Below are 16286 nucleotides of genomic sequence, written 5' to 3' on the forward strand. Positions count from 1 at the left end.
GCTGATATTTCTGTTACAGAATGTTGCGCGGAAAGAATCCGTTTAATTTTTTGTCGAACTCTCCAGGTTCAGGATGAGTAAAGTACAACTGGAAAACTAAATTACCCATATCCAGGCAAAGTCACTCATTGTTGTGCAAATCCTGGTAGATATTGGAATACGAAAGAATGCTGATGCCACTGTATGCATGGATGTAAAAGTCAAAGCTTGAAAACATTTGCATCTGGTTGGCATTTACATCAGGTATATACCCCGGATTCTCAATTCTGCATTTCTGCAAATCACAGCCCAACGAACAACGATGAACGAAAAACCTGCCTTTGCCGCCTGCCTGTCCGGTAGGCAGGGCAGGCAGGCGAAAAACGCCGCCTGTCGTCGCCAAACCATTACATTCCATGGACAACCTGAAAATAAAAAGCGATCTGAATATTTCATCGGATCGCTTTATACAAATATTATTCAGGTACTTTTAAAGACTCGGAGCTGATTTTATCTCTTTCCCGTTTTTATCAAAAAAGAGATAGATTTTTTCAATGCTTTTTTTGGCTTCAATACGATACAGTTCCTGTCCTTTTTTATTGGTTATTATTGTAGCTGATTCGTAGGTCCAGTCGGCAATCCTGCTGTTCTTGTAGGAGGTTTGTACAGCTTCCGGAAATTTCGTGATATCAGAATATTGTTCTGTATAATCCCATTTGCCATTCATGGTATAAAAGGCCTTGTAGTTGTTTTCACCGATATCAAATTTCGCTGTGTAATTCGCCACGTTATTGCTCCATACAGCATTTTTTGCTTCAGGATATCTTTGGTTAAAATCTTTCTGGGCTTTTGAAGGTACATTGATAACCTGCGCATGCAGGTCCGTATTAATAATGAACAGTCCTGCAAAAACAATAAAAGTCACAATCAATTTTTTCATGGTGCATTTTTTTGAAAATAATAGGAATGGGTGATCAGTGCTGATCCATTCAGGGATTTAAGTTGAGGGAGATTTGAATTCATGCCATTACGGTATCTGCAGAATTATTTCCGGCGATAAATGTAAATGAATTCCTTACACCAGAAAATTTCAATTATTCAAGTGCTGTGTATAAAATTTTTATCGAAATTGACTTCATCCGGTTCATACTCTGCGCCGGATTTGCCAGGGTAGTTTTGATCACCCTGAATCTGGTTGCTTTTTTGTTTTTTCCTAACGTTACCAGTGATCGTAAAATATTATCTTCGGCCCTGGATAATACTGATTACGCCAAAACACACACCATGACCCGCACGCAGAAGGCGACCGTGATCTTATTGATTATCTATTTTTTGTATGAATATTTCCTGATGAGGCCCTGGTCATCGGGATCGGATGTCATAAGGGTTGATTTACTACTGATCGTTCCTTTCCTGAGTTTTTTTATAATCAAATCGATTGTGCAAATTTTCACACGGAAGAAAAAGCAAACTGAGGAAATGATTTCTGTTGATCACGGGCAAAAAGTGACTATTTCCAACAATTTGAAAGAAGAAAAAGTGAAAACTGAAAGCGGAAAACGAGTAATGCAGGGACGGAAAGAGAAAACAGCAATGATAAAGGAGACTAAGAAGTAAGATAACTGTCAGGAAAAAAATATCAAGCTGGCGCTTGATGCCGGTCACTAATTTCTAACTACTAAAACTTCTGCCTACTGCCTCCTTACTGCTACTTCAAAATGGGTAACCTATCCCAATATTCAGCAACAAATTCTCCTTCCGCCATTCTTTACTTCCGAAATTAATTTCCTTAAATACCCACCTGTTTCCTTCGGGATACCATGGTTTTCGCAATGGCATTGCAAAATCGAAACGCAATACAAGTACAGAAGCGTCGATACGGAAACCGATTCCGGAGCCTACAGCAAACTCAGTGAAAAAGTCGCCGGCATTGAGTCCGCTTCCAGGTTTATCAGGCGCATCTTTCCGTAACCAGATGTTTCCCGCATCAACAAAAAAAGCAATTTTGAGATACTTACTCATGTTATATCGTAATTCGGAATTCATCTCAAACTTTATCTCGCCGGATTCATTGGCCTGGTAAACGGTTTGATCCGTATGATAGCTTCCGGGCCCGAGCGTTCTTGTACGGAAGGCACGGATACTACTACTGCCGCCTATAAAAAACTGTTCGGAATAGGGGACGGTGATGCTGTTCCCATACGCCCATGCATAACCGCCGATCACCCGGTTAGCCCATAGAAACAGAGAACTCAGTTTCCAATACCCCCGCAAATCAACCTGCATTCGCAAAAATTGCGAGACGGGAATGTTTGCGATTTTTTTTGCCTGCGGAGTATCCGGATTTGCCCTGATAAAAAGGTTGGCCAGGTTTCCCGACGAACTGAAATTGACATCAGCGGCATAAGTAAATTTTCGATTGGCAAGGAAGGTATTATTATACTGAAACAAATAACGGGAGCCGATGATCAGTTGTTTCTCAAATGCTGCTTTCAATGTGACGTCCTCCTGCAGCATGCTGTCAAATTTAGGAGTGATGTCAGTCGGATATATCGAATTAAGATTGATCAGGCGTAACGTATGTTCTATCATCTTGCCCTGCTTCCAGTTATAGCCTGCGGAAAATCCAAGGGAACGAAGGGTATACAGATCAGGCCTTTTTATATAATTTATCAGAGGATTAAAAACAGTTCTTGGCAAATAGGGATTACGGCCGGTTTTAAATCCGAGTCTCGGTATAAAACGCGGGACCGAATATTTTATCTCGCCGGTCACTGTATATGCAGTGGATGAGAGCTGATCTTTTCCGCCCACCTGTACATCGAAGCCACCGGAAATACGTGCTTCCAGTATCTCCGCACCTTTCAGGAGGTTGACATTTTTGTAATTGACTGTAAGTTCCGAACCTATGAAATTATTTGATTTAGTATTTCCCGCAATCTCGAAACGGAGACTTTGTTTTCGCGCCGGAGTAATATACAATCTCGTGTTCAGCTTTGGCTTGATGCTGTCATCAACAGGAAAATAACCCGTCCGCACAAAACTAAATGTCTGCAGATTCATCAGCCGCTCGATGGTGAGCGTATGCAGGTCTTTCCTGTAAATCTGATTTTCCTTGATGACGATTGCGTCTTCAAAAACCGAAGTACGATATCGCTCCTGCGCATCAACAACGGTGTAGTATCTGCCTTTTTTCCCTTGCTGCTGCTGTATCACAGAATCCCTGCGTTGGCGGTAATTGCCGTAGATCGTTATCTCACCCAGCCACCAGGGTTTTAATGCCTGTCTGGGTGCAGTGTTTTTGACCGTCAGGTAAAGATCCGCTTTGCCATCATGCAGACTATCTACCCTGAACAGCAACATATCCGGTGTGAAAAAATAGTAGCCGTTATTTTTCAAAAGATCGTCTATACGTTCACGTTCCTGGCTGAGATTATTCAGGACCATGAACTGTCCTGGGCGTAATAATGATTTCGCTTTGGATCTTTTCAGCCACGCATGAACACCGGTGGAATCTTCGGGATAAACAATATTACGGATGGTGTAACGAACACCCGGATTGACTTTAAACCTGAGTGATGCATGCAGCGAGTCCTTTTCGATTACCTGTCCGGTTACTTCAGGGCGAAGATAACCGATACTGAAAAGATAATCGCCGGATCGTTGTTCAGTAAGCCTCGGTCTCGTCTGGCTCAGTAAAACAGGTGCCTCGCCCCATTTGTATTTCATCTTATACAAAAGGCCTTTCTGCTTTTTTGGCGGCTTGATCGCATTGTAAAGCATCAGGCGATAGCGGATGCCCAGGAAACTTGCATTGGGTTTGGGTCGTGCAATTTTTTCAAGTTCCTGCCTGAATTTTTTATTCAGTTTGATACTATCTGAAACAAATTCAGAACCAGTGAAAAGTTTATCGCCAGCAGGCACATAACGCGTAAGCTTACATGAAGAAAATGTAATTGTTATGGCAAGAATCACTGCCTGCACCGAAATCCTGCTTATATTTTTAATCAGTGCATTCATGGAGCAGGTGCAGCAGTTTGGGTTCTCCTTCCTCTTTTCCGGAATGCATTTTTCAGCTTGTTAAATTCAAGCACAATTTCGAAAGTGACACCCGTTTTGATAATTGAACCCTGGAAGGTTAGTTCATTTTCCGTGAGACGATAGCCTTTGATCCGATAGCGGCCATCCCTGGATAGTAAGTATTCCAGCTTAATATCACCGGCCAGGCCTGACAATACATTTTCATATTGATTCTGACCTTCGAGTGCAAAGAAATTCCCCACGTAAACGGACAACCGATTATTAGCCAGCGATTGTGTCAGTCCGATTTTCAGGTTTGTATTTCTCTGTGCCTGGCCGGAAGTATAATCTTCGTTCACATCAAGCTCGAAATTGATATCGACACCTTTTATTGCTTTGCCGAGCAATTGATTCAGCTGGTCAGTAAGCAATCTTCCGGCAGTGGTGAATGCCTGCGTCTCAAAACTCGGTCCTCCGCCTGCGGTCAAACTGTTGAATGGATTATCAGCAATAAAATGATTAATAGCCAGCAGCCCCATAACCTGTTTATTGAGTTCCGAAGGAATGGTATTCACCTGCTTCAAACGACTATACACAATTCCATCAAAAGCGTTTTGTTCATTCTCCGCCATATCAAGCCGGAACTGAATATCCGGATTGAGCAATTCTTTTGTGAGGATGAGGTAAACCTGGATATTGAACTGTTGTTTATCAATGCCAGGTACAGATTGTATGTCCTGTACCAGTTCCCTTGCCGTTGTTTTTGTTGTGTACAACGCAGTGATATTCATATTCCCCTTCAGCGGATCCCCGTTCCATGTTATTGTACTGCCTTTTTCTATGGAGAATTTTTTCCGGATAACTGAAGCTATCGAGAGATCATAATCACCGCTTTCGACAGTATAGTTTCCTACAAGACTCATTTCTCCACCCGGTCTCATCGTATAATTCAATCCCGCTGTGCCCGCAATTTTCAGATGATCGCCGGATAATTCATCGAGAACAATTGTAACAGTGGAAGATGGAGTAACGGTAACATATACATTCATCGAAATTTCCATTTTCTGCTGAATCTGTTTTAACAGTGCTAATTCAGCCGCAGAGTCCGGTTTTGCATTCGGATCAAAGAATTCAATCAATCCATCGCCACGCGATATTTTATCCTGTGGAATATAGACATAAGTGAACTGAGACTTTTCAGCAACAGTTACTGAGCCGCCGAGATCCATCATCTTTTCCGTTCCTTTTATATTGATATTAGCGTTAGCCGAAGTAGGCCCGTAAATTGTTTGATTAGGATATCGACGCGGCCCGATCACGAGAAAATTATTAGTGGTAATATTTGCGTTATAGGCGTAGTTGATAAAATTCGAAGTACTGAAATTACCTGTGATCCTGCCCTTATTTCCTGAACTATCCGTGAAAACAATTTCTTTGAACTTTATTCCCTCGCCATCAACAACGAAATCTGCTACGGGAATATTTAATTCAGTGCCATATTCACGATAAATGGTTTTAATACTGTCTGCATGAATATTGCCATTGATTTTCGGTTCTTTCAATGTGCCTCCGAAATCAATATTTCCTTTCAACGTACCCTGTAACATTCCGAGCCATTTCTCTGTAAACATTTCAGCGTTACGCAGATCAAACTTTTTCATATCCAGGTGAGCAGCGATGTCGCCGGTTTGCGGATTGAATTTTCCATCCAATACAACCTGATTGTTGTCACCTTTAAGTTCTGCAGCCGCCACCAATTGCTCTTCCGAGGCCTCCGTTACATGCACTGTGAGTGTTCCGGTATTCACTTCTTTTAATTTCAATTCATCTATTTGCAGGTTACCCGTCGCGACAAATGGCCCCAGGTTATGAATTAAAATTTCACCATTGGCATTTCCTGCGATCAGAGCAGTATCCCGGGTAAGGATATGAATGATATGTTCAATTTTAAAATTTTTCAGACTGAAAGTAAGAGGCAACCCGGTGATATCACTGCTGTCTGATAGAATAGAAATCATTTCATCGTTACGGCTGAGACGAAGGTTACTTCCTTTCAATGCATTCTTACTGAAATAAATCAGGTTGTCTTTATTAACTGACCAATTCTTCCGGTCAATAACAAGAGAGTCTCTGAGTTGCAGAAATGGCAGATTTGGATCGTTCACAATATGGAACGGCAAAATATATCTTGGGTCTTTGTTGTCGTCGTAAAGACTCACTACTCCATCGACTATGCCTTGTCTCGCTGTGCCTTTTAAACTGCTTGGAAACAATTTTATCGTTGGCCCGTCTACACGGCCGACAGAGAGTTCATATGCCAACGTCCTTGTCTGATCACGATCAATTTTATTTAAAGCAAGTATTTTAAGAGAATCGATATCATAATCACCAAAAACCAGCTTCGCTATGCTGGCATTGATTTCAACAATGGAACTATCCGTGTTAACCTTTGCTCGTAAACTGAGTGGAGACATTGATTTAAAACCTGGAACAAGAAAACCCAGGCTATCCGGAATATCAATGTCGGCGCGGATATCTGCCGTAAGGGATTTAGTGAATGCGGTATCCACGCTTTGCGTATAAAAGTACCTGTTAAGTATTGTTTTTGTTGCTGGCACAATCGCCGATAGTGCATATTTCCCTACCACCGAAATATCGCCAACAGGCATGTGTAAATTCATGTGCTGCAGGCTATCATATTTTGCATCAAGCAGAATAGTATCCAATGAAATATGCTGGTCTTTATATTGAATATTAATAGTGGTTACTAGTGCCTGTCCGTTAATTGCAGCTGAGTCAAATTGCGGAATATCTGCAACGATATTAGTTCCTTTGATAATCAAAGTATCATCATACAACCGAAGCTTATATAAATTGAGGTATTCAATTTTTGTGTCAGTCTTTATTTTTCCGTGATTTTTTTCCAGGCTGTACCAGGTATCCGCCGTCAGTTGCATCTCCGGGTCTTTACTGGTAACATGAGCTTCCAGTAATTCATTTTCTAAACTACCTGTCAATTGAATGGCAGAGTAAGTGTAACCTTTATATGTAAACGAATCTACTGTGGCAAAGACTTTCGCGGCAGCTTTATGGAGATCAAGTCCGCGGCCTTTTATTTTTACAGTTGCAGTTGCATTTCCAAAGCTGGAGTCTCTAAGAATTTTACCAAGCTGCAAACTGCCGGCAGATACGGCCATATCGTAAACCGCCTTTGTTTTGTCACTGATGTTTTGAAGCGTGCCTTTGAAAGCAAGATTTCCGGACGAAGTTTTCAGGTAGAGATTGGTGTACATGTTTTTCATAGTACCCTTGTAGGTGCCATTCACTGAAAAAGTCGCTGGTATGTAATGAAGTAATGAATCAGGAATAGCATTTGGAGGCAGAAAACTTAGCAAATCTGCCCTTGTACTGCTGAAACTTTTAAGCTGCAGATTGATGATCATTTTTTTTGTGTCTGGTAGGTGGAGTACTTCTGCACTTGCGACAAAACTTGTCTTGTTTTCTTTTACTGAAAGGGTGGGGATTTTCAGATTGTTTAATGTGCCGTGAACAGTGGTGTTGATGAAGAATGTTTTATTCGTCAAAGGTCGGAAGGACTTGTTATTCGCGAGGGACGGGCTGAAATACAGAAGCTCTCTTAATCTGATCCGCGTGTCTGATAACTCAGCATCGATTGTTGTGAACTGTGGATACGCAGTGATATCAGCAGTAGAATTATACTTCACGGTAATGTGTCCTCGAACAAGGTTTTCATTTGTTTCTGCATGTAGATTCTGTAATGAAACACCCGTGTCACTGTACCGGACTGATGTTTGCAGGCGAAGCAATTCAAAACCCGATTTCTCCCGAAACTGCAGCTGATGAATATCTGCTTCATATTTTAACCCATCATATTTAGCATTCGATGCGGTCATAGCCAGGTGCGAAATGTCCAGGTGACGAAAGTCGACGTCGTTTCTTTTCATTTTCGGGTGGGCGTCATCGTTAAATACAACCTGGTTATTGTCAAGAAACAGCTGTTCTGCCTCCCAGGTGAATGGTTTATCTGTATACCTACTGTTCGTTTTTGAAGTTTTTTCTTCAGAAGATTTTTTGGTTTGCAGTTCGACTTCGGTTTTGTGTTGTTGAAGCGTAAGGAATTTTGCTTTTATATCGAATGCAGATTGATCATACCTGATATTACTTCCACCAAGAAGCGCAGCAATGCTGGAGATTTTCATTTTTGTTTGTGTATTCTCAAGCAGAAAAACGGTATTTGACAGTTGAAAACTATCTGCTTCAATCCTGAGATGTGATGCACCTGTGTCCTCTTCAACTGGTTCGTTTTTTACGTTGGTGCCTGCATGTAAATTGATTTTACAATCGATTGAATCAGTGAGCAGATAAGACACCTTAAAATGAAGCGAATCAGGATTGAAGTCGTGGATCTCTGTACTGAGATTGTTCCAGCTTGCATTGTAAAGGCTTCCACCGTATCGATCATCCATCAGAAACTTAAGGCCTGAAATGGTGATTTTGCCAGGGTCAATTATGAATGGTTTGGAAACTTTCGTTTTTGCAGCTTCCGGACTTCCGGCAAAGGCTAACGGGATAAAATGGAAATTGAAAACAGAATCCTTTGCTGATCTGAGAAGCTGAATTTCTATTTTATTGATGTTAATATCCGGGATGCTAAGCTTGCTTGCAAACAGATCGATAAGGGAATAGGAAACGTCGAGTTGACCGATGTGGAGCAACTTTCGTTGTTGCTGATCCTCCAGGAAAATGCCTTCAGCGTGAAAATGGGTGAGCCATCGGATGCGGACTTTGGCAATTTCAACTTTGGTCTGAAGCTTTTTTTCGAGGTACTTCACTGCTTGTACACGAACGATGTTCTGTCCCCATGGAGTTTGCAGGAGCAACATCAAAATCAGGATCAGTAACAGGACGGATCCTATCACTCCCAATGTCCAGGTAATGACTTTCTTTACAATTGAACCGGAAAACCGCCCCATAGCACCGGGGATGAAATTAGGGAAAAATAGGCAGCAGGCAGCGGCCTGCCTGCCGGAGAGGCAGGGCAACAGGCAGCAGATCGATGCAATGTGGTTTGCAAAATGGAATGTCGTTTTAAGGAAAGCTGAAGCCGAAAACTGAAAACTGAAAAACGGAAAGAAATCAAACTATGTGGCTGTCAGGTCAGATAATAATGAAGGCACTATATCAATCAGCTTAATTGCGACTTTTCTGACATCTGACGAACAACAACTTCCAGGATTGGCTGTTAACTCCTGCCTCTCAACCTGCCTGCCGGCAGGCGGGCTCCTGCCTCCTCACTGATAAAAAAGCCGCCTGCATTCAACACCTACATTTGTCGAATACAGACGGCATAAATTGCCCTGAGGCATTAGGGAATTTCAAAAGGGGCAGTTGGTTTTGCTGCGAAACGGTATAATGGCTTGCAATCGCTGAGGATACAGGGCATGGACTGTTTCATAGGGTGCGAAAGGGTAACGTTGTTCTTTCAAAAGGTAGGGTCGTTGGTTGGTAGGGGTCAGGTGTCAGTCAGTAGTTGCAGTTGGTTTGCAATTATTCAGTTCAGATAAAAACCATAAACATATTCGGTGCTTTGTAATGATGGCCTGAGTTTTTCAAGAAAATATTTGCCGCCAAGAAGCGAAAAGCGATCACCGGTCTGTCCATCGGTTTCATGCGTCATCATGATCACTTTCTTAGGAAGGGTATCGTTAGGGTAGCGGACTCTAAAGGGGGAATTCATCCCGGTTTCGGGAACTGGTACAGGAGGTGCTGATTCAAGGTGAATAAAACTGAAACGCTGGATAGCTACCTGCAAAGCATTTCGACTAAACAATTGAACTACCTGCTCGGCATCACCTAAAATCTTTACATAATTATCGAACGACTTTACAGCGTCCAGTAAAATTATTTTAGGTTGTCTGTGGTTCATTTGAATCTTTATCGACACAAAGAAATGCCGAACTGCATTTTTGAAAAATAGAATTTCATTCTAATTCTTTGTAGTTGCACGACTACAAGAACAAGTACGAAGGTCATTAGCTAAGGTTGAACTGCAGGGCTTTTGTGTGAACGTAATTGTATAGGTTTTTTTAAGAACTGTATCTGATTAAAAAGTGGGGAATTGGCAGGATACAGGATACGGAATACAGGATACAGGAGAGGAAATCATCTTGAATTATATCTGCCGATGGTAAAGACCACGTATGCGTTGCCTCTGCAAAAGACCCGGCTAATAAAATGAATAATCAAAATCTGACAACTATTGATCAACGCAGTTTGAATTTCAGAACTATGAACTATGAACTAAATCAATTTATACTCCAACGCATACCTCGTCAGTTCGGCATTTGATTTCATCCTCATCTTCGTAAGTATCCTCGCACGATATGTGCTCACCGTTGAAATGCTCAACGTGAGTTGCTCGGAAATTTCTGATACCGATTTTCCGCCGGCGATAAGTTTAAAGACATCGAATTCACGATGAGAGAGTTGTTCATGTGCCGGCTTGTCATTATTTGGCTGATCCAGTTCATCGAATAATTTATCCGCGATGGATGTAGAAATATATTTTCTTCCCTGCAAAACCCTGTTAACTGCTTTTACCAATTCTTCCGGTGCTGATTCTTTGCTGAGATAACCAGCTGCGCCGGCTTTTAATGCACGAATTGCATATTGTTCTTCCGGGTGCATACTCAATATAAGCACCGGCGTTCTTGATGAATGTTGCCTGATATGCGAAAGAAGGTCGAGTCCACTTCGACCAGGCATCGATAAATCAGAAATGATTACATCGTAGTTTTCCGACAGCGATTTTTTAATTGCAGTTTCCGCGTCTGTTGCTTCTTCAATTGCAGCAGAAGGAAATTCTTCAAGCAAAATCTGCTTTAGTCCTCGTCGGATAACGGCATGATCGTCGGTAATTAAAATCTTCATTAGTACTGCTATTTGTTCAACTTGCCGTTTCCGGAATATCTATCTGCACTGAAGTTCCTTTTCCAGGCGCACTTTCAATATTATATTTTCCTCCTAAAATAAATACACGTTCCCTGATTCCAAGCAGACCGAACGTTTTCTTTGAACGGATTTCATCTTCCTGGATACCAACACCATCATCTTTGATTTCAAGAATCAACCTGTTTCCTTCTCTTTTCAAACAACTATTGATTGATCCCGCATTTGCATGTTTGATAATATTATTGATCGCTTCCTGGTAAATCCTGAATACACCTGTAGACTTTTCTACATTGAGTCTTGTATCATTACAGGTGGTTTCAAAATGAACAGGAATGCCATATCGTTTTTCAGTTTCGAGGCTATGCCACTCCAATGCTGCGATCAAACCGAGGTCATCGAGCATGCTCGGGCGTAAGTCTGATGAAATTCTTCTGACAGATCGGACAGCTTCATCGATCAGCTTGATCATATCTTCAATCTTCGTGCGCACTTTTTCATTTTCGCCAGGCAGTATCTTACTCAGCCAGGATGCATCCATTTTTAAACCGGTCAGTTGCTGACCCAGTTCATCGTGTATATCACGTGCGATCTGCATGCGTTCTTCTTCCCTGATATGCTGAAGGTGATTTGACAGATGATGCAATTCCTGGTTGGCCTGCTGCAGTTCTATTTCTGCCTGAATTCGTTTAGATATATCCCTGAAGTTAGATACAATGCCTTGTACACTTTCACTGTGCAACATGTTTGTCATCACACCATCAACCCACACATATTGCCCCTGCTTATTCAGTTTCCTGAAAGTGATGGGCACGGGTTTACCGGGGTTTGCCAGGATTTCAATTTTCTTTCTCTCTACCATCGGCCGGTCGTCCGGGTGGTAGCTGGGATCAAAATCAGGATTAATATCATCTTCGGGATCAAATCCAAGCAATTTTTTTGCAGAAGGACTTGCATAAGTGATCCTGAAATCCTTGTCGCGGATAAGAATTGCATCGGCATTGTATTCAATCAATGCTCTGAACCTAAGCTCGCTTCTGCGCAATGCTTCCAGTGCTTTTTCTCTTTCTTCCAGCGCCTCTCTTTTTTCGAGCACACGATGAATCGATGCAGGTAATCTTTTCAGACTTCCTTTCAGTATGTAATCATCCGCACCATGTTGTAGTATATCTACTGCGTATTCTTCTGATACAGCGCCTGTAACGAGTATAAATGGAGTATTCAGTTTTCTTGCACGCAGCATCAGGAGCGCGTCCATGCTGTTAAACATAGGTACAGAATTGTCCGCCAGCACCACGTCATAACTGTTTGCTGATATTGCTTTTTCATAAGCAGCTTTATCAGACACCACTTCATATTCCGGTTGCATGCCGTTTCTTTCGAGTGTATACTTCAGCAACTCAACATCATCCGGTTCATCTTCCAGGACTAATATGTGCAAGCGACTTTTTACCATTTTACAGCAGCGATAAATTTAATTCATCCGGTGTTTTCCAGGTCACTTATTGGTGAATCGGTTGATTTAATGTAAAATAAAATGTCGCACCCTGATCAATCTGACCATCTGCCCAAACCTGACCACTATGCCTGCTGATTATCCGTTGAACAAGAGCGAGACCTATTCCTGTACCTTCAAATTCGGAAGCATTATGCAATCTCTGGAATACAGTGAATAGTTTACCAGCATAAGCGGGATCAAATCCCGCGCCATTATCCTGAATACTGTATATAATTTTGCCCTCCTTTTCTTCGGCCCCGATGATGATTTCAGGTGCGTCTTTTTTTGATGTGTATTTTATAGCATTTGAAATCAGGTTTTGCCATACCTGTTGTATGAGATTAGTATCGCAAATGATGAAATTCAGCCCATTCAGGTCGATTTTTACCAACTGCTGAATATGATCAGGATAATCTTCGAGCACTGTCTTTATCAATATATTCATATCGGTATGTTCTAACCGGATCGTTTTTTTACCAATTCCAGACAATTTGAGCAGATCATCGATCAATCCGTTCATTTTTTTTGCATTTCGTTGAATCGCAAAAAGCTTGCGTTTTGCGGATTCATCAAATTTTTCACCATAATCCTGTCCAAGAAAATCCGCAAATCCATCGATGATTCTGATTGGAGATCGGAGATCATGTGATACTGAATAAGTAAATGCTTCCAGTTCTTTGTTGATCTGCTCCAGCTGTTGAGTCCGTTCCTCGACCCTTTTCTCCAATGCTGCATTCACATCTGCCACTTCTTTTTGTGCGGTTGCAATTTCTGTGACATCGGAAATTACGGTCATGGCTGCGTAAATATGCCCCGCTTCATCTTTCAACGGTACATAGCTCGCAACAAAATGATCCCTGCCAAAACCTATTTCGCGACTGAATTTTTCATCATTGAATACCCTGTCGAGATCGGTTTTCACTCTTGTATAATGAACTCCTTCCAGCACATCACCATAATATTTGCCGATCATATTTTCCCTGTGATAACCCAGTTGATGGGCAAAATTTCCCTCGATCAAAAGATAGTGCCGGGTTTCACTGAATATGATGATCGTCGTTTTTGGAATATTTGCCGCGATCGTCCGGTATATTTTTTCGCTGCGCATGATCCTTTCTTCTGCTGCTTTCCGTTCAGAAATATCACGGATGTTAAACACCATTCCTTTGATTGCCTCATCCTGTAAAAAATTCTGCGCGGTTCCCTCCATCCACATAAAATAACCGTCCTTATGTCGCATACGCAGATTCAGCGGGATAGAAACGCCAGGATTCTGTATCAGCGTTGAAGCGAGGTCACGCATGTCCGGAAGATCATCAGGATGAATCATAGCCATTGCGATATCCAGCTGTGAGTCTTCTCTTTTATAACCCGTAATCCTTTCATAATTCGGACTGCGATATATAATGCTGAATTGCTCATCGACAATACTGATGAGTTCATTAGAGTTTTCTATCAGCCCGTTTAATTTTTTTTCCTTTTGAAGCAGGTGTTCATTAAGCAGAATGATCTCTTCGCTTGCTTTTTTCTTTTCTGTAATATCCGTATTGATGTGCAGGTACTGAAACGGCTTATGATTTTCATCCAGGAAGGGGACGATCGTCGTTTCTTCCCAATAAGGTTCTCCATTTCGGTTAAAATGCCGTAGTTCGCCGCGCCATACCTTGCCCCGCGCAAGCGTATTCCACAAATCATCTATAACTGCTACCGGGTGTATGGCCGGGTTTACAAGACTATGACCTTTGCCCAGTACTTCATCTTTTTCGAAACCTGAAATGCGTGTGTAATTATCGTTTACGTGTTGAATAATTCCATTCGCATCGGTGATCACAATAATGGCTGATGCATCGATTGCGTATTTATAATCCGACAGCTCGGCTGTGCGTTCCTGTACTTTCTTCTCCAGCTCTTCATTCAATTGTTTAATGCGTAATTCATCCTGCAGTTTGGCGTGATCAATCCTGTTAAGAATACCAGAGCTGTACCAATAAAGAAAGAAAAAAAACACTATCATGCTAACTACAAAAAGCGTGATTTCAAAGCCTGGATTGATGGCATATTTTTCTGAAAATAACAGGAGGAAGTAGCCCAGTATTACGGGAATGACCAGCGTTAACGGAATGATCATTCTTGCGAACGATCCCCCGGGAGTTCTGCTGCTGAAGGTGCGAATCAATGCATTATCCGGCTGTGCAAAAAGAAGTGCGATAGCCAGTAGAATAAAACATAAAGCGGTCGACAATGACATCGGCAGAAAACTTAGGTTGGCGTTGATCTGGCGGATATTATAGAAATAAGCCACCAGGAAAAAAAGAGTCATCAGCCCAATTATAATCGCTGTATAACTGTAGAGCATTGCCAGTTTCTTCCTCCTGGGGTCAAACAACAGCAATGCAAAACCAGCGAGCACGAAATTCAAAGCAGTATTGGGCGTCATTCTTCCCCGTGAATTCGGCAACTTTTCAATTGCAGGATGATCCTTCAATAATAATGCGTCTACATTAAATGAATCTTCGAAAACGGTGTCGGATAAACGAAGAAGCCCGATGATCAAGACAAAAAAAGCAGTTGTATTGATTGTAATAAAACAAAGCCTGGTCTTGACTTCACGACTGCAAAGCGTCAGCGATACAGCAGCCAGTAAAAAGCAGATTGCCGAGAGCGGGTTCATCGGCAAAATCATCAGTTCCGGCGAAAATTTAACGGGGAAGTCGAGTAGCCATCCTGAAAGTACGATTGCGCAGATAAGTATGATGGTTCCGATGAGATACCGGGACCAACGTTTCAGATTTTGCTGGTAAAGCAGTTGTTCTGCAACAGGCATATTGGAATTTTCATTATCCCGGATACTATTCCGGTTTATGAATCAATCAGAATAACGGTAAAATTAAAATGACCTTTCCGGGATTGGGTTTTGGTAATCTTTCAATAAGGTCGGGAAGGGCGATAATCAGAGCGAATGACCCAAAAAAAGCAACGAGCATTAAATGTAAGGCATTATTCGTTTTAAGAGTAACTTTTTAATCCTGTAATTAACAGATTATCGTTCCGTCTTGCCGGTTAAATTGGAGAAAATTTCGACCAGTTCCGGAAGTTCAGTGCTTTTGTCCATGACCCAATCAGCGCCAAGTTCCAGGCATTTTTCTTTGTAATACTGGTTCCCGGAATTAGAAAGTATAATGATCTTTTGGGAAGGAAATTTTTCTTTCAGTTCTTTGAGCATACTCATCCCGGTACCATCAGGCAACCATGAATCCAGTAAAACGACATCGGGATTGAATTTTTTGCAAAGCAGGTATCCTTCGCTGATAGTATGTGCATGTGCAGCAAGCCGGTAACCTGAAAGTCCCGCGAACATTGAATTCAGTCTTGATCCAATTACTTCCGATTCGTCAATAAGGATTACACTGAATTCTCTGGGGAGCATTCAGCAAATTTATTTTCGGACTTGCAGGCTGTATGTAGTCAGCCTTTTTAGTTTTTTGTAGTTGAAAATAGGACAAGAAACTTGCGCTAATAGTTACATACAGAATTGTAGTAAGATTGCTACATTGTGCCGGCAGAAATGTTACAGTGAAATTGTACCGCTATCTATTGCGATAAGCACCAGCGCGCTTTAATTTAGCGCAAAACCAACTGCTTAGAATTCATTTACAATTTTTATAAGGCATTAACCGTATTAGGCTTAGGTTCTGATTAAACCCCTGCAACATGCAGCGCACAAAAAAAAGAGGCCGTCTCAAAACAATGAGTCGGCCTCTTTTTATTTTTTTAGGTTGGCGTATAAGTTTTTTCAATTACCCATCAAGGATTTCGATGA

General features: G+C 41.7%; 9 protein-coding genes. 1 reads left to right on the forward strand and 8 read right to left on the reverse strand.

Features of this window, described 5'->3' with window-relative positions:
• Positions 1–469: 469 nt before the first annotated feature.
• A complete protein-coding gene (locus tag P2W82_RS13470; protein WP_336516417.1) occupies positions 470–919 on the reverse strand; it encodes a hypothetical protein in 450 nt (149 codons plus the stop codon).
• A 344-nt stretch (positions 920–1263) separates the two neighbouring features.
• On the opposite strand from P2W82_RS13470, the gene P2W82_RS13475 reads away from it, so the two are divergent.
• Entirely contained in the window at positions 1264–1596 is a 333-nt protein-coding gene (locus tag P2W82_RS13475; protein WP_336516418.1) for a hypothetical protein, read from the forward strand.
• A gap of 96 nt (positions 1597–1692) precedes the next feature.
• On the opposite strand, the gene tamL is transcribed toward P2W82_RS13475, so the two are convergent.
• From tamL to P2W82_RS13510, 7 genes are all read right to left on the reverse strand, one after another.
• Positions 1693–3999: a translocation and assembly module lipoprotein TamL gene (gene tamL, locus P2W82_RS13480; protein WP_336516419.1), complete on the reverse strand. Its 2307-nt coding sequence runs from the start codon at positions 3997–3999 to the stop codon at positions 1693–1695.
• Positions 3996–8993, reverse strand: coding sequence for a translocation/assembly module TamB domain-containing protein (locus tag P2W82_RS13485; protein WP_336516420.1), 4998 nt, complete (start codon positions 8991–8993; stop codon positions 3996–3998). The genes tamL and P2W82_RS13485 overlap by 4 nt, the downstream gene beginning before the upstream one ends.
• Positions 8994–9571: 578 nt before the next feature.
• On the reverse strand, positions 9572–9946 hold the full coding sequence (locus P2W82_RS13490) for a hypothetical protein (protein ID WP_336516421.1): 375 nt from the start codon (positions 9944–9946) through the stop codon (positions 9572–9574).
• A gap of 374 nt (positions 9947–10320) precedes the next feature.
• A complete protein-coding gene (locus tag P2W82_RS13495; protein ID WP_336516422.1) occupies positions 10321–10950 on the reverse strand; it encodes a response regulator transcription factor in 630 nt (209 codons plus the stop codon).
• A 16-nt stretch (positions 10951–10966) separates the two neighbouring features.
• Positions 10967–12409: a hybrid sensor histidine kinase/response regulator gene (locus P2W82_RS13500; protein WP_336516423.1), complete on the reverse strand. Its 1443-nt coding sequence runs from the start codon at positions 12407–12409 to the stop codon at positions 10967–10969.
• 61 nt (positions 12410–12470) lie between these two features.
• Positions 12471–15290: a PAS domain S-box protein gene (locus P2W82_RS13505; protein WP_336516424.1), complete on the reverse strand. Its 2820-nt coding sequence runs from the start codon at positions 15288–15290 to the stop codon at positions 12471–12473.
• A 216-nt stretch (positions 15291–15506) separates the two neighbouring features.
• Entirely contained in the window at positions 15507–15893 is a 387-nt protein-coding gene (locus tag P2W82_RS13510) for a response regulator (protein ID WP_336516425.1), read from the reverse strand.
• Between the last annotated feature and the right edge of the window lie 393 nt (positions 15894–16286).

Source organism: Pollutibacter soli, assembly GCA_029269725.1.
Taxonomy (GTDB): domain Bacteria; phylum Bacteroidota; class Bacteroidia; order Chitinophagales; family Chitinophagaceae; genus Pollutibacter; species Pollutibacter soli.